Genomic DNA, 14,266 nt, shown 5'->3' with positions numbered 1-14,266 from the left:
CTTAACCGCAGCGGAACGTGGCCGGGGCCGCGTTCGGACCCCACGGGACGGTCCCGACCAGCAGGACCGTGGTCTGCTCACCGGGCTTCAGCCGGGCGTCGCGCGGCGCCAGCTCGACGTTGGCCGCCGTCTGGGTGGCCGTGCCGTTCACCGCCAGCTCGACCTTCTGCGTGCCGGTGTAGGCGAAGCGCACCTTCACGTCGTTCAGCGTCTGCCGGCCGGTGTTCTTGATCGTGGCCTGGGCGATGTAGACGCCGCCGAGGTTGAGCACGGTGGAGTACTGCACCGAGCACGCCGACACCGCCGGCGCGCCGCCCTCGCCCTGGTCGGCCAGGAACGAGGCGACCCACGAGAGCGTCGAGTTCCAGTTGATGGCGATCTCGTTGGTGGAGTAGGAGTTGATGTCATCCACGTAGCAGAACTGCGGCGCGCAGTTCTGCAGCAGCTTCTGCGCCAGCGGGTCCTGCAGGTTGGAGTTCGGCCCGCCGGCGATGGAGCCGGACGGCGGGTTGGGCAGGGCCGCGTTGAGCTGGTGGGCGAAGATGCGGGTGTGCTGGTTGTGCGAGTTGCGCTCGCCGAAGCCGGTCACGTAGGACTGGTTCAGCGCGTTGCGGCCGAGGATGTAGTCGATGCCGCTGACCACGCCGTCGCGGAACTCGCCCGACCCGGTCAGGTCGTAGGCGGTGGCGATGACGACGAGGTTGTTGAGCACGGCGCTGTTGGAGCCCCACTCATACTTGCCGGTGCCCGGCGCGTAAGCGATGCCGTAGGGGTTGGCCCGCACCGTCGCCAGATAGGCCTTGGCGCCGTCGACGACGGACTTGCGGACCCGGTCGCGGTCCGGCAGTCCATTGGGGACGGTGGCCAGGTCGAGCCGGCCCAGCGCCGCGGTGTAGCCCCAGCTGAAGCCCTCGGGCTTGAAGATGTCCGCGGTGTGCCACTTCGACGCGGTGACGGCATCGCGGTAGGCCTTCTCGCCCGTGCTGATGTACAGCTCGGCCGCCGCCCAGTAGAACTCGTCGGTCACGTCGGCGTCGTCGTAGGCGCCGCCGCCGTTGCCGTCGCTGACCAGCGCGTAGATCGCCGGGTGGGCCAGCGCCGCCGCGTAGGCGGTCTTGGCCGCGGCCAGCAGCTTCGCCGCGAACGCCTTGTCGTAGGGCGCGAACAGCCGTGCCCCCTGCGCCGCGGTGGCCGCCAGGTTCAGCGTGGCCGCCGTCGACGGCGGGTGCAGCTCACGCGGCTGCGGGTCGGCCGCCGGGTCGAGCGGCAGGCCGGTCCAGTTCTGGTCGTGCACCTTGTGGTGGGCCATGCCGGCCAGCGGCTGCCCGGCCGGGACCTGCATGCGCAGCAGGAACTCCAGCTCCCAGCGGGCCTCGTCGAGCACATCGGGCACCTGGTTGCCGTGCTCGGGCAGGCGCAGCGTGCCGTCGGCGAGCTGTCCGGGCTTGGCGCTCGAGGCGACCTTGGACCGCTCGAAGGTGCTCATGAGCTGGGCCACCGCGATGCCACCGTTGACGACGTACTTGCCGTGGTCGCCGGCGTCGTACCAGCCGCCGCGCACGTCCAGGCGGTAGTCGCACACGCCGGCCTGGCACGGCACGTCGGTGTCGCCCTGGTTGGGCGCGACCCCGAGGTGCCCGGCCTTGCGACCGTAGCCCGGCGCGATGGCGTCGGAGATCTCGATGCCGCTGCGCTGGACGTAGAACCACGACAGGGCGTCGGTGCGCAGCTGCTCATAGGCGGCGTTGGCACCGATGTCGAACGGCACGCTGGTCTCGCCGTCGGCCGTCAGCGTGAAGCCCTTGCCCTGGGTCTTGTACTGCGAGAAGTCGGCCGTCTGCACGTTCTGCCCGCTCGTGGCGTCGACCCCGCGCGGCGTCGTGTTGCCGGTCGCGACGACCGTCCCGGCCGCGTTCTTCAGCTGCCACGGCAGGGCCGCGGTCGCCTCGGTCACGACGGTGGCCTGCTTGGGGCCGTTGGCGAGGTAACCGACCTGGTTGACCCGCACCCGCGGTCCGGTGTCCGGCACGTACACGGGCGGCGGAGCCCCTCCTTGCAGCGAGACGTTGTCGACGCAGAACGTGTAGGCCGCGGCACTGCCGCCGACCTGGAACGCGACCTGGCCGGCGGCGGTGTCGGCCGCTGCGGTGAAGGTGTAGCTGAAGGTCTGCGCGGCCGGCGTGAGCTGCGGGGCCTCGGAGATCTCCTGGGTGTAGGGCGGGTCGGCCAGCTGCACGTTCGCGCGGACCGTCACCGGGACGCTCGCGCTGGCGTCGAACTGCAGCTTGTAGGACTCACCGGCCTGCAGCCGGATCTGGTTCTGCCCGATGATGGCGTCCCACGGGTTGGTGGTGCCCCCGGGAATGCTGGCGCATAGGCGGCCGTCGACCACGGCACCCGGCGAGTTGCCGGTCCACCACCAGGGATCGGTGCCGTTGTCGAAGGTACCGTTGACGATTTGTTCGGCCGGGTCGGCCGCATTGGCGGAGGAAGCGGCGACGGGCGAGAGAAGCAACGCCGCGCCGACGGCAATGGCTAATTTGCGCTGCACAGACACCCCTTTTTGGCGGAAGGTTGTGCTCGCTCGATGGGAGCGTTCCCACGCTGCCGCAGGGCGTCAGGGGTGTCAATACCGGAAGCGCTTCAACGCCTCATGATGGGCAGGATGTACCAGATCCCGATGAAAGCTGCAGCCAGCACGGCCGCGACGCCGATCGCCCAGGACATGCCCACGACGACTTCGAAGATCAGGAAGACCGCGCCGACGATCGACAGCCACAGAAAAAACAGCCCGACGCCGGCCAGATTGGAGCTGGTCGCTACCAGCTCCTTCTTGCGGCCGCGCCGGAACAGAATGCGATGGTGGCTCACCGGCGCGATCAGGCACAGAGTGGCGATGGCCGTGCAGACGAGCGTGGCGATATAGGTGGCTTTCTGGGTGTCCGACACCGCGGTCCACCGCTGGTTGAACGGCAGCGTCAGCAGGAACGCGAACAGGATCTGCACGCCGGTCTGGGCCACCCGCAGCTCCTGCAGCAGCTCGTTCCAGTTCCGGTCGAACCGCTCATCCGGGGTCTCGTCGCGATCGGCCATAAGGGCCCAGTTACCCAACTGTTCACCCAGATGAACCTGGCGGTTCGGGCAGTCCTGGGTCGTTCCCGCTTCCCGCGCCGCATGTCGGGGCTGGGCAAGCTCGCCGCCTCGGCTTATGGTCGCGACGTGAGCGCCCCCTTCGATGAGCTGACCGCCGGCCGGCGCGCGTGGATCGCCCGGGCCGGCCTCGCCGAGCTCAACGCCACGATCGGCCGCCCCGGCCGAGCGGCGGTGGCCGCCCGGCCGGATCTGCTGGCCCGGGTGGATCAGCACGCGGCCGCCATCCGGGACTCTCTCGGTGGAGCGCTGCTGGACCCGGTCGCGCTGGCCGGCTACTCGGCCGCTATCCGCGACGCCGCCCGCGACGCCGAGGACCCGCTGGACGACTGGTCGAAGCCGTCCTGGGCCATGCTGCGCCTGCTCGCGGTGTGCAGCCTCGTCCCGTAACTTTCACGGGGCTACCTCCGGCCGCGTCTACTTCAGTACGCGCGGGTCCGCGTGCAGGTTGTCGGCCAGGCGGATGGTGATGAACTCGTCGTTGTCCGGCTGACCCGCGGTGCGGCCGCTGGAGAACGGGAAGTTGTTGTCGTTCACGACACCCAGCGTGCGGTCGTCGAGGATCACGACGTCCTCGATGGTCTGGAACGGGAACGTGAAGACGTCGGCCGAGCTGAACAGGTGCCGCGGGTCGGCGATGTTCAGGAGGTCGGCGACCACCGTCTTGTCCATCTTGCCGTCGCGGTTGCGGTCTCGCTTGTCGGCCAGGTAGATCTTCTTGAACTTGGCCGTGGCGCCCTGGCCGTTGTCCCGCTCGATGACCAGGAAGCGGTCGTCGTCGACGGCGATGGCGTCGCCGATCGAGTTGGCCGGGTCCTCGAGCTGATACGTGTAGAACTTGCCGGTGTACTGCCGCTTGGCCACGTTGAACTCGTTGAATCGCAGAGCGCCGGCGGGATCGCCGGCCACGGTGCCCTCCAGCAGCGGGTAGAGGGTGCGGCCGTCGGGCGACTGGGCCAGGCCCTCAAAGCCTTTGCTGCTGTTCAGGTTGGGGTTGCCTTCCGGGTTCTCCGGAGCGCGCACGCCGGGCAGCGAGATCGGGGCCTGCAGCAGGCGGCCGGCCCGGTCGAAGTGCAGCAGGTAGGGGCCGAACTCGTCGCCGATCCAGTAGGAGCCGTCCTTGACCCGCTGGATCGACTCGATGTCGAAGTCGGCCCCGGTCAGGACCCGGTCCGGCCGGGTGAGCGCGAACGGCACGAACTTGTTCGGGTCGGTCAGGTTGATGCCGCCCAGCACGTCGACCGTCTTCTTGCCGTAATCCGGGGCGAGGTGGTGGATGCGCAGCACGAAGTCGCCGCTGTTGGCCTTGTTGCCGTAGCCGTTGTCGGAGATGACGTCGAATGTGCCGTCGCCGTTCTTGACGATGCCGCTGAAGCCCTGGATCGGCTGGTCGTCGAAGGGCGGCGTGATGCCGTTGGACGGGGTGCCGCCCAGCAGCGCGCCGGACGGGTCGCTGGCGGAGACGAACGTCGCCGCCGGCAGCGAGGCCCAGCCGGTGAGCGTGACCTGCCCTGTTCTGTTGTTGGCGGCGGCACTGGGCGCGGCCAGGGCGAGCACCAGCGCACCAATGCCCACGCCGAGCCCGACACGTCGAAGATTCCTCATGCGTCGGGACGCTAGGGACGGCCCGTGAACCGCACCTAGACTTTTTGTGTCATCTGCCCTAGCAGCGTGTGTAGGCGGTTGACGATGCCCGGTCCATCGGTGATCTTGCCGCTGTCGACGTAGTAGACGAACGACGCGCGCAGCACCAGGGAGCCGTCGGAGGTCTCGACGTAGGCCTGGCCGTCGTCGAAGAACGAGAACGTCTTGGCGTCGACGTCCTTGGACCCCTGCACGGCCGCCTTGTCGAAGCCCACCTGCTCGGCGGCGCCCATCGACGGGCGCATGACGCTCAGGAAGATGTAGAACGCGCCGGACGACCCGTCGACGGCGCACGCCTTGAGGCTGTCGGTGTCCCGGCGTTCCTTGCCCGCGGCGGCCTCGCCCAGCGCGGTCTTGTACTGGTCATCGCCGGCGAGGGCACACACGTCCACAGAGTCGTAGGCGGCCGCGTTGGACTTCACGTCCGGTGGCGCGGCCGCCTTGTCGTCACCGCAGCCGGCGAGCGCCAGGGTGGCGCTCGCCAGCAGCAGAGCCTTATGAAGGGTGGTGGTCACCCTCGCTTTCTACACGTTTTCAGACGCGGCCGAAGTCCTGGGTCCAGTACGGGGTGCCGTCGGCCTTGTAGGCCAGGCCCACCCCGACCGCGATGCTGGAGCAGTTCAGCATGTTCGCGCGGTGCCCGGGGCTGTTGATCCAGCCGTTCACGACGTCCTGCGCGGTGCGGTAACCCCACGCGATGTTCTCGGCCGAGGCGCCCGTGGTGTAGCCGGCGGCCACCTCACGCTGCACGAAGTTGCTGCCGTCGGAGCCCGTGTGGTCGAAGAAGTTCTTCGTCACCATGTCGCTGCTGTGCTTGCGGGCCGCCGCAACCAGGCGGTTGTCGATGCGCATGGCGCCGCAGCCGTTGGCCGTGCGGAAGTTGTTCGTGAGCGTCACGACCTCGGTCTCGATCGCGCTCGGGCTGGTCGTCGGCGCCGTCGGCGTCGTGGTCGGCGCGGTCGTCGGGGCCTTGGTGGGCGTCTTGGTCGGGGCCGTCGTCGGGACCTTCTTGGCCGTCGACTTCTTCTTCTTTTTCTTCTTCGCGGTGTACGACTGGGCGGCCGCATCGTCCGCGGCGTGCGCACCCACGAACTCGGCGACGTGCACGACACCGGCCGAGACGGGCGCGCCGGCCGCGAGGGCCTGTGGTCCGGTGGTCGTGACGAGCGCGAAGCCGAGGGGCGCCGCGATGAGGGCGGCGGCGATCGTGGTGGCGCGGCGGGCGAATCGGGTCACTGGTCGAGGCCTTCCGTTGCGGGGACAAGTGATGTCTGACGCAATGGGTATCGGGCCCGTCACACCCCGTCTGAGCTGCTGAACCGGCATGCAACCCCGAGCAACCAACCGGCTACCACCGACCTCGGCTCGGTGCATTCTCCCTAGTGGTCGGCGCCGCGGATTTCGCCCAAAGGTTGGAGGGCAGCCGCTTCGGGCATTTCTACGGTTGAGGTACACATCGACGAAGGAGCCAGTGCAATGTCCAGTCTCTACAGGCCCCGTGACAATCGCTGGATCGCCGGCGTCTGCTCGGGCCTCGCCCGCCGCTTCGGCATGTCTCCGAACATGATGCGTCTGATCTTCGTGCTCTCGTGCCTGCTGCCGGGGCCGCAGTTCATCATCTACATCGTCCTGTGGGTCCTCATGCCGGACGAGTCCAGAGCCCGCAACTACAGCTGAGTCCGCTCCTCTCTCTCCACAGTGGACTCGGCGTAGTGCGCGGCGGGAGGTCCGGGGTGCGGCCCGGACCTCCCCTTTGCCTGCTAAGTCCGAATATGACGCATCCTCGCGTTTCGGAGAGCCGAATTGGCGGGATGCGAAGTTTGTACGGTTCGGTAGCGGGCTGGGTCCAATGGGGTGCGGGCCGGTTCACCGGTTTCAGGTGGTCGCGGGGCGGCCGAAGTCGGTGGCATGTCCAACGACACGAGCTACACCGCAGCCGGAACCGGCGCCTACGGCGACTACGCCGAGGCCACTCGCCGCAGCGTCGCCCGCTCGACGCTCAACGGCCTGATGACGTGGCTCGGCGAGGCCGGCCTGGCCGCGGCCCGCGAGTCGGCCGGACTGCAGGCGACGATCGACCAGCACGCCGCCTGCGTGCGCGACGCGCTCGGTGACCCGGAGCACGGCCCCGGCGCCGTCCCGCTCGCCGGCTACGCGACCGGCGTGCGCGACGCCCTCATCGAGGCGCAGTGGCAGCTCCCGCCGGTCAGCGAGATCGACTGGGCCCGCCTGGAGTGGCCCGCCCTGCGCCTGATCGCCATCTGTGGCCTCGCCCGCGCCGGCGGTCACGTCTGATTGGTGCGACCTGGCAGCAGCAGCGAACACAGGGCGCCCGCGAGACAGATGACCGCGGTCGCGATGAAGATCTCCCGATACTCCGTGCGCAGCGCCGCCTGCAACGCCTCCTTGTAGGCGTCCAGCAGGCGGCGCTGCTCGTCCGGGGCCTTGCCGAAGACCAGCGGGAAGTTGAGCTTCGCCGTGAGCTCGTGGAAGCGGTGCAGCCCCCACGCGGTCAGTGCGGCCACCCCGATCAGCATGCCCATCATCCGGGCCACGACCACCGCCGAGGACGCCACACCGTGCTGGGCCGGCGGCGTGGCCCGCAGGATCGCCGCCGACAGCGGCCCGATCACCAGGCCCAGGCCGAACCCGGCGACCGCCAGGTCGGTGTCGAGCCGGGGCAGGAACCCGAAGTAGTCCACGCTCAGCACGTCCGCCGGCCACCCGGCGATGAGGACGTATCCGGCCGCCGCCACGGCCAGCCCGGCCACCGCGACCACGCGCTCGCCGAGCCGGCCCACCAGCCAGCCGCCGAGGACCGCACCGACCGGCAGCGCGACCAGGAACCGGGTCAGCACCAGGGTGCCCTGCACCCCACTGCGCCCGAGCAGCGTCTGCGCCACCAGCTCGACGTCCACCAGGGTCACCATCAGCGCCGCGCCCGCGCAGAAGCTGGCCCCCAGTGCCGCGAAGAACGGCCGCCGCCGCGCCCCGCGCAGGTCGATCAGCCGCGTCCGGGCCCGCGCCTCCCAGGCCGCGAACAGCACCGCCCCGACCGCGGCCCCGGCCAGCGCCCACCAGCCCCACGGCGGCAGCACCGCCCGCTCCGGGTCCGGGTTGTAGAGCGCCACCACGGCCGCCCCGAGCGTCACGGCCAGCAGCAGCCCGCCGACGACGTCGATCTTCGTGCTCGTCTTCGGCGCCGCTTCGGGCAGCGCCACCCACACGAGCGCGATGGCGACCGCCGCGAGCGGCAGGTTGAGCCAGAAGATCCCCCGCCAGGAGCCCAGCAGCGCGGCGACCCCGACCCCGTAGAGCGGTCCGAGCACACTCCCGAGCTCCTGCGCCGCCCCGACGACCCCGAGCACGCCCGCCCGCCGCCGCTCCGCCCACAGGTCACCGGCCAGCGCCAGCGTCACCGGCAGCAGCGCACCGCCGGCCAGCCCCTGCAGCGTCCGCCCGCCGGTCAGCAGCCAGATCGAGTCGCCCGACGCGGCGGTGAGGGCCGACCCGGCCGCGAAGCCGGCGAGGCACCCGATGAGCACCGCCCGCCGCCCGAGCCGGTCCGACAGGGAGCCCAGCAGGGGCATCCCGGCGATGTACCCGAGCAGGAACCCGGTCACGACCGGCGTGACCCGCTCCAGCCGGTTGGTCGCGATGTGCAGCGCGTCGAGGATGTCGGTGAGCACCCCGACGACCACGTAGGCGTCGAGCGCGGCCAGCAGCACGGTCGCCCCGCCCACCCCGATGGCCAACCGCCGCCGGCTCCCCACCCGGGGTTCGGCGAGCTCGGATACGGACACCGGCGCTACTTCGGCGGGGTGATGGTGACGGCGGCGTCGAACTCGGTGAACGTGACCGTGACCGAGCCGCCCTTGGCGTCGCCGGAGCCCGGCAGGTCGAACGTGGCCTTCAGCACGCGCTTGTTGTCCTTGGCGACCCACACCTTGCCCGGCACCACGCCGGTCACGCCGGGGACGATCTTCGAGAGGTTCTCGGCCGGGAACTTCGCCGCGACCCGGTAGGTGGCCTGGCCCTCGACGTTCTCCGCGGCCTCGGTCTTGCCGTCGGTCGCGGTGCTCAGGACCTTGGCGATGCCGCGCTCCGGGTCCAGGATCGCCGACGGGTCATAGACCGTGGCCGCCATGGACAGGGGGAGCTGCTGGTATTCGCCGGTCGGGCCCTTGAGGTACATCGTCTGCCCGACGATCGTGAAGGTCAGGTCGGTGGTCGCCCCGAGCGCCTCGACCTGTGCGGTGCCCTGGGCGTTGCCCTCCTTGGTCAGCACGCCCTCGGCGCGCTTGAGGGGCAGCCCGGCGATCGTGCCGTCGGCGGTGATCAGGAACTTGGCCGACTTGATGCCGGCCATCGCCGTCGACGCGTCCTTGAGCAGCCCGTCCGCCGCCGGCAGGTTGGCGTCGACGGCCGGGGGCGAGCTCTTCTTGTCGTCGTCATTGCCGGAGCAGCCGGTGACCGCCACGAGCACCGCCGTCAGGGCGGCGACCAGGAGACCGGAGCGAGACTGGGTGCGGGACATACCCGGCATGCTAGACCCGCCCGCATAACAAACCATGCCGACGCTGAGCGCCCTCTCAGCCCCGATGTTGCAGGATTGCGGACGTGGGCGGGCGGAAGCGGGCGACGGGGATCGTCGAGCGGGTCGACGGGGGAGTGGCCGAACTGTGCCCGGACGACGGGCGGCCGGGGCGGTGGACGCTGCTGCTGGACGGCTATCCGCAGTCCGCGCTCGACCTGGACGACCCGCGCCGGCTGGACTTCGAGTACATGCGCCGGGTCGCCTCCGTCATCGACGCCATGGCCCCGGCCCGGGCCCCGCTGTCCGTGCTGCACCTCGGCGGCGGCGCGCTGACCCTGCCGCGGTACATCGCCGCGACCCGCCCCGGCTCCGGCCAGCGCGTCGTCGAGCTTGATCAAGCCCTGATCGATTTCGTACGGCGAGAGCTCCCCCTGCCCCGCGGAGCCGACATCCGCGTGCGCGCCGCCGACGCCCGGGCCGCCGTGGAGGCCTACGCCCCCGGCAAGTTCGACCTGCTCATCGCCGACACGTACAACGGCGCCCGGGTCCCGGCCCACCTGACGTCCCTGGAGTTCCTCTCCGCGGCCGCGAAGCTGCTGCGCCCCGGCGGGGTCCACGTCGCCAACCTGGCCGACGGTGCGGGCCTGGCCTTCGCCCGTTCCCAGGTGGCGACCCTGCGGCAGGTGTACGGCGACGTCGTCCTCCTCGCCGAGCCGTCCGTCCTGCGCGGGCGCCGCTTCGGCAACGTGATCCTCGTGGCCGCGGCCGAGCCCGGCCGGATCCCGCAGGCGCCACTGGCCCGGGCCGGTGCCGGCGACGCGTTCCCGGCCCGCCTGGTCGCCGGCGACGACCTGACCGACCTGGTCGCCGGGGCGAGGGTCGTGACCGACGCGACGGCCGTCGCCTCCCCGCCACCCCCGGCCAATTTGTTCTAAGTGGTTGTTACCGACCAGTCCCCGGGACGCGGCTTAGGGATCGTTCAGGAACCGCCTACATTTGCGGAATGCTCGAATTCGACATCGTCCCGGCCCGCCGCCGCCCGGCCGAGGAGCGCGCCGCGCTGCTCGCCGACCCCGGGTTCGGCCGCGTCTTCACCGACCACATGATCACGATCAAGTTCGGTGCGGACGGCTGGCACGATGCCCGTCTGATCCCGTTCGGGCCGCTCTCGCTGTCGCCCGCGACCGCGGCGCTGCACTACAGCCAGGAGCTGTTCGAGGGGCTCAAGGCCTACGTGCGGGCGAACGGCGAGATCGGGCTGTTCCGCCCGGAGGCCAACGCCCGCCGGCTCAACGCGACCGCCGAGCGGCTGGCCATGCCGGCCCTGCCGGAGGAGCTGTTCCTGAAGGCGGTCTGGACGCTGGTCGAGGCCGACCGGGAGTGGGTGCCGTCCGGCGAGGGGCAGAGCCTCTACATCCGGCCGTTCATGATCGCCACGGACCCGTTCCTGGGGGTCCGGCCTTCGTCGGAGTACCTCTTCGCCGTCATCGCCTCCCCCTCGGGCGCCTACTTCTCCGGCGGTGCGAAGCCGGTGACGGTCTGGATCTCGCAGGACTATTCGCGGGCCGCGCCGGGCGGGACCGGCAACGTGAAGGCGGCCGCCAACTACGCCGTCAGCCTGCGCGCGCAGGCCCAGGCCCAGGACGCCGGCTGCGACCAGACGGTCTTCCTCGACGCGGTCGAGCACCGCTGGATCGAGGAGTCCGGGAGCATGAACCTGTTCTTCGTCTACGCCGACGGCGGCACTCCGCGCCTGGTCACCCCGCCGCTCAACGGCTCGATCCTGCCCGGCGTGACCCGGGACTCGGTGATCCAGCTGGCCCGGCACAACGGCTGGACCGTCGAGGAGCGGCCCTACTCGGTCGACGAGTGGCAGGCCGACGCGCGGAGCGGGGCGCTGCGCGAGACCTTCGCCTGCGGCACCGGCGTCGTGATCACGTCGATCGGCCGCGCCCGCTCCCGCGACGGCGAGTTCGAGATCGCCGGGGCCGAGGAGGGCCAGGTCACCGCCGGCATCCGCGATGCCCTGGTCGGCATCCAGCGCGGCCGGGCCGAGGACCCGTTCGGCTGGTCAATGGTGCTCAAATAAGCGACAGGTGCACGTGGTTCGTGTGGTCGCTCGACGGGTCCCCGTTGCCGCCGCTGTAGGCGTGCCAGCCGGCGGCGGGGGTCCAGACCTGCCTGAACCAGATGACGTAGAGCACCCCGAGCGCCGACGCGTTCTTCACGAAGTAGGCGGCCAGGTTGGTGCCGTAGGTCTTGTCGGCGCCGCTCGCGACGCCGCCGAAGCCGTCCGACGCGGCGGCGAAGTCGCAGGCCCGGCCCTTCGGATGCTCATACGGCCCGGACGGGCGGAAGCACGAGTAGAAGTGCGTGAAGCCGGCCTTGCGCGCCTCCTGAGCGGCGTGCAGCGTGCGCGGCGTGATGCAGCCCGTCGTCGTCGGGTCGTCGATGATGCAGTTCTCGGCCGGCCAGCTGCCGTCGGCATTGCGCGGGGCGGGGTTGGCCAGCGGTGAGTTGACGTTGACGTAACCGTCGGCCTTGCCGCGCATCTTGGCCAGGGCGGCCTCCGCGTCGGCCTTCTTCTTCGCCTGGATCGCGGTCTGCGCCTGCTGCTTGGCGACCTCGTCGTCGACCGCCTTCTTCGCCTCCGCGAGCTCCTTCTCGAGCTGCGTCAACCGCCCGATCTGCTTCCCGTTGTACCGCGCGATCGTATTCACCAGCAGGATGCGGTCCATGAACTGCTCGGGGGAGCCGGTGTTGACCAGCGCCGCGGAGAGCCGGACGTCGCCGCCGGTGCGGTAGGCCGCCGCCGCGATGACGTTGACGCTGGCCCGGACCGGCTCCAGCTCCTTCCGCATCGAGTCCATCTGCTGCGCGAGGTCGGCCTGGCGCTTCTTGGACGTGTCGAGCACGGCCTGGGCCTGCAGCCACTCGGTGTTGGCGGCGTCGAGCTTCTCGCCGAGCGTGAGGTCGGTGCCCTCGTTGGGGGCACCCGTCGGGTCGCCGGGCGCGGCGCTCACCGGGGTCGCCCAGAAGCCGAGCAGCATGAGCGCCGCAACCAGCGAAGTGAGAGTCCGGCGCCGCATGCCGGTGAGATTACCGAACCGAATTGGTGCCGCCCAGAGTCAAGAATGCGCCCGGACGGCTACGCAAAGTAGTTCTGAACCTCCGTACTGCAACCTCCGTAATGGCTTTGTTCATTCGAACGTGTGTCCGGCGTGTCGGATTCGGGAGATCGACGATTGCTTTGCTAGCGTGCCCGCTAGCAAACGGCTAGCGGGAGTGATGTTGGAAGCAACGGATAGGGCGGTGGCGATGCCGCCGCAGCGGCCACGGTTCGAGCGTGTGCAGCTCAACACCCGCGTGCGGGTGGAGATCGAGCAGACGCTGCAACGCTTCGTGGTCGACCACAACACCACGGTGCAGAGCTCCGTGGACCTCGCGCTGGCCGAGTTCCTCGCGGCGCGGGGCTATCCGCTGCCCCACACGGACTCCGCCCGGCCACAGACGCATGACGACGGGAGAAGCCGGTGAGCACGCCGGGCATCAACGAGTACGACGCCGATCTGCAGAAGACGGTCCGGCAGACCTCGATCATGCGGCAGCTCTTCTACTTCGTCGTGCTGATCGTCGCCCTGGCCGGGCAGGTCTCCGGCGCGGTCGAGGCCCTCGGCATCCCGCTGATCTGGGCGATCCCGGCGGTCGGCGCGCTCGAGCTGGGCGGCATCGTGGTCCTGGCCAACGCCGACGTGCGGCGCCGGCTGGGGGAGAAGGCCACCGCGTCGCGGATCCTGTCGGCCGCCATCGCCGCGTTCGCGGTCGCGTTCAACTGGATGGCGCACGACAACAAGCTGATGGCCGGCTTCTTCGCGGGCATGTCGGCGCTGGGCTACCTGGTCTGGCTGATGCACACCGAGAACCAGCGCCGCGACCGGCTCCGGGCCAAGGGTGACCTGCCGCCCACCACACCCGCCTACGAGGTGGTCGGGCACTGGCTGCGGCACCCGTGGCTGACGCTGCGGGCCAAGAACCTGGCCAAGGCCGACCCGTCGCTGGGGCTTTACACGTCCATCGCCGCCGCCAAGGCCGAGAAGCGCAAGGAGCAGCGCACGTCGGCGATCGCGAAGGTGCTGCACCGCAAGATCCGCTCGGCCGTCGACCCCAGCACGGCCGACATCGCGGTCGCCGTCTACGACCTCGACGAGATCGCGGTCCGCCTGGCCGACGGCGCCGACTACGAGGGCCTGACCGCGCTCATCGCCGCCGACCTGGCCCCGGCCCGGCTGGCCGCGATGACCAGCGCCCCGCCGCCGCCCGCACCCCCGGCCCCGGCACTGCCGGTCCTGGACGCGGAGGAGGCGCGGCCCGCCCTGCCGACCGCCGTTCCGCTCGTCGCTCCCAAGGCCGTCGTGGCCGTCCCCGAGGAGGAGGAGCGCCGCGCCGCCCGCGAGGCCGTGGCCCGCGCGACGGCGGCCGTCGAGCTCCCCGAGCCCGAGCCGGCCCCGGCACCGTCGGCGCTCGGCGGGCTGCGGGCCGACCTGGAAGGCATCCTCCCGGCCACGCCGGCCGCCCCGCGCCCGCGCCGGGCCCGGACCGCGCCCGTGACCCACGAGATCGGCGACGTCATCGACATCGCCGAGGAGCCGACGCTGACCCCGCCGACCCTGGTGCGGGAGGGGTCCCTGCGCAACCAGGTGCACCAGATCCTGCACGACAACGTCCCGCCCAACGACCGCCGTGACGTGGTCGCCCTGACCACCATGGTCGGCGACCTGCTCGACCTCGACGACGTGGAGCGGCTGACCGCCTCCAACTACGTGCGCACCTGGAAGAACGACGTCGACCAGGGCCGCCGCGCCAACGGCCGCCACCTCCAGGGCATCCTGCCCGTCCAGGGGTAAAGCCGTAAGTCCCGCCGCTTCGCTGCCGATT

At 70.7% G+C, this 14,266-nt stretch carries 15 protein-coding genes; 7 read left to right on the top strand and 8 right to left on the bottom strand.

Going from position 1 to position 14,266, the window contains the following annotated elements:
- Window position 1 precedes the first annotated feature (1 nt).
- A complete protein-coding gene (locus tag ACIA8L_RS39465; RefSeq protein WP_395912710.1) occupies window positions 2-2,551 on the bottom strand; it encodes a glycoside hydrolase family 9 protein in 2,550 nt (849 codons plus the stop codon).
- A gap of 92 nt (window positions 2,552-2,643) precedes the next feature.
- Window positions 2,644-3,093, bottom strand: a complete 450-nt coding sequence (locus ACIA8L_RS39460) for a DUF6328 family protein (RefSeq protein WP_395912708.1) — start codon at window positions 3,091-3,093, stop codon at window positions 2,644-2,646.
- Between the two features lie 126 nt (window positions 3,094-3,219).
- On the opposite strand from ACIA8L_RS39460, the gene ACIA8L_RS39455 reads away from it, so the two are divergent.
- Entirely contained in the window at window positions 3,220-3,540 is a 321-nt protein-coding gene (locus ACIA8L_RS39455) for a DUF6401 family natural product biosynthesis protein (protein ID WP_246655850.1), read from the top strand.
- A 27-nt stretch (window positions 3,541-3,567) separates the two neighbouring features.
- Here ACIA8L_RS39455 and ACIA8L_RS39450 read toward each other — a convergent pair whose 3' ends face one another.
- The 3 genes from ACIA8L_RS39450 to ACIA8L_RS39440 are packed head-to-tail and all read right to left on the bottom strand — an operon-like array spanning window position 3,568 to window position 6,030.
- Entirely contained in the window at window positions 3,568-4,755 is a 1,188-nt protein-coding gene (locus ACIA8L_RS39450; RefSeq protein ID WP_395912706.1) for an esterase-like activity of phytase family protein, read from the bottom strand.
- A 35-nt stretch (window positions 4,756-4,790) separates the two neighbouring features.
- On the bottom strand, window positions 4,791-5,309 hold the full coding sequence (locus tag ACIA8L_RS39445) for a hypothetical protein (protein WP_395912704.1): 519 nt from the start codon (window positions 5,307-5,309) through the stop codon (window positions 4,791-4,793).
- Between the two features lie 19 nt (window positions 5,310-5,328).
- Window positions 5,329-6,030 carry a CAP domain-containing protein gene (locus ACIA8L_RS39440; RefSeq protein WP_395912703.1) on the bottom strand — a complete coding sequence of 234 codons (702 nt, stop codon included), beginning with the start codon at window positions 6,028-6,030 and terminating at the stop codon, window positions 5,329-5,331.
- A gap of 240 nt (window positions 6,031-6,270) precedes the next feature.
- Here ACIA8L_RS39440 and ACIA8L_RS39435 point away from each other — a divergent pair, with 240 nt between their 5' ends.
- Window positions 6,271-6,471, top strand: coding sequence for a PspC domain-containing protein (locus ACIA8L_RS39435; protein ID WP_395912702.1), 201 nt, complete (start codon window positions 6,271-6,273; stop codon window positions 6,469-6,471).
- 231 nt (window positions 6,472-6,702) lie between these two features.
- Window positions 6,703-7,089 (top strand): DUF6401 family natural product biosynthesis protein, encoded by a 387-nt coding sequence (locus tag ACIA8L_RS39430; protein ID WP_395912700.1) that lies wholly within the window; start codon window positions 6,703-6,705, stop codon window positions 7,087-7,089.
- Here ACIA8L_RS39430 and ACIA8L_RS39425 read toward each other — a convergent pair.
- Both ACIA8L_RS39425 and ACIA8L_RS39420 read right to left on the bottom strand, forming a co-directional pair.
- Window positions 7,080-8,597, bottom strand: a complete 1,518-nt coding sequence (locus ACIA8L_RS39425; RefSeq protein ID WP_395912699.1) for an MFS transporter — start codon at window positions 8,595-8,597, stop codon at window positions 7,080-7,082. The genes ACIA8L_RS39430 and ACIA8L_RS39425 overlap by 10 nt on opposite strands.
- 5 nt (window positions 8,598-8,602) lie before the next feature.
- Window positions 8,603-9,331, bottom strand: a complete 729-nt coding sequence (locus ACIA8L_RS39420) for an LppX_LprAFG lipoprotein (protein ID WP_395912697.1) — start codon at window positions 9,329-9,331, stop codon at window positions 8,603-8,605.
- Between the two features lie 83 nt (window positions 9,332-9,414).
- On the opposite strand from ACIA8L_RS39420, the gene ACIA8L_RS39415 reads away from it, so the two are divergent.
- Window positions 9,415-10,266: a spermidine synthase gene (locus ACIA8L_RS39415; protein ID WP_395912695.1), complete on the top strand. Its 852-nt coding sequence runs from the start codon at window positions 9,415-9,417 to the stop codon at window positions 10,264-10,266.
- Window positions 10,267-10,334: 68 nt separating this feature from the next.
- On the top strand, window positions 10,335-11,420 hold the full coding sequence (locus ACIA8L_RS39410) for a branched-chain amino acid aminotransferase (RefSeq protein ID WP_395912693.1): 1,086 nt from the start codon (window positions 10,335-10,337) through the stop codon (window positions 11,418-11,420).
- Here the strand turns inward: ACIA8L_RS39410 and ACIA8L_RS39405 are convergent.
- Window positions 11,413-12,420, bottom strand: coding sequence for a coiled-coil domain-containing protein (locus tag ACIA8L_RS39405; protein WP_395912691.1), 1,008 nt, complete (start codon window positions 12,418-12,420; stop codon window positions 11,413-11,415). The two genes, ACIA8L_RS39410 and ACIA8L_RS39405, sit on opposite strands and share 8 nt — an antisense overlap.
- Window positions 12,421-12,643: 223 nt before the next feature.
- On the opposite strand from ACIA8L_RS39405, the gene ACIA8L_RS39400 reads away from it, so the two are divergent.
- Both ACIA8L_RS39400 and ACIA8L_RS39395 read left to right on the top strand, forming a co-directional pair.
- Window positions 12,644-12,868: a hypothetical protein gene (locus tag ACIA8L_RS39400; protein ID WP_395912689.1), complete on the top strand. Its 225-nt coding sequence runs from the start codon at window positions 12,644-12,646 to the stop codon at window positions 12,866-12,868.
- Window positions 12,865-14,235, top strand: a complete 1,371-nt coding sequence (locus ACIA8L_RS39395) for a hypothetical protein (protein ID WP_395912687.1) — start codon at window positions 12,865-12,867, stop codon at window positions 14,233-14,235. The genes ACIA8L_RS39400 and ACIA8L_RS39395 overlap by 4 nt, the downstream gene beginning before the upstream one ends.
- Window positions 14,236-14,266 lie beyond the last annotated feature (31 nt).

This window comes from Dactylosporangium sp. NPDC051541 (genome assembly GCF_044454505.1).
GTDB lineage: Bacteria > Actinomycetota > Actinomycetes > Mycobacteriales > Micromonosporaceae > Dactylosporangium.
Note: the sequence above shows the minus strand (reverse complement) of the source record. Positions and strands in the feature narration are given on the sequence as shown.

What these genes read in the sequence shown, in the direction of transcription:
- ACIA8L_RS39430 (WP_395912700.1), top strand. Translation starts at nt 6,703, where the DNA reads ATGTCCAACGACACGAGCTACACCGCAGCCGGAACCGGCGCCTACGGC.
- ACIA8L_RS39435 (WP_395912702.1), top strand. Translation starts at nt 6,271, where the DNA reads ATGTCCAGTCTCTACAGGCCCCGTGACAATCGCTGGATCGCCGGCGTC.
- ACIA8L_RS39460 (WP_395912708.1), bottom strand. Translation starts at nt 3,093, where the DNA reads ATGGCCGATCGCGACGAGACCCCGGATGAGCGGTTCGACCGGAACTGG.
- ACIA8L_RS39420 (WP_395912697.1), bottom strand. Translation starts at nt 9,331, where the DNA reads ATGTCCCGCACCCAGTCTCGCTCCGGTCTCCTGGTCGCCGCCCTGACG.
- ACIA8L_RS39410 (WP_395912693.1), top strand. Translation starts at nt 10,335, where the DNA reads ATGCTCGAATTCGACATCGTCCCGGCCCGCCGCCGCCCGGCCGAGGAG.
- ACIA8L_RS39450 (WP_395912706.1), bottom strand. Translation starts at nt 4,755, where the DNA reads ATGAGGAATCTTCGACGTGTCGGGCTCGGCGTGGGCATTGGTGCGCTG.
- ACIA8L_RS39405 (WP_395912691.1), bottom strand. Translation starts at nt 12,420, where the DNA reads ATGCGGCGCCGGACTCTCACTTCGCTGGTTGCGGCGCTCATGCTGCTC.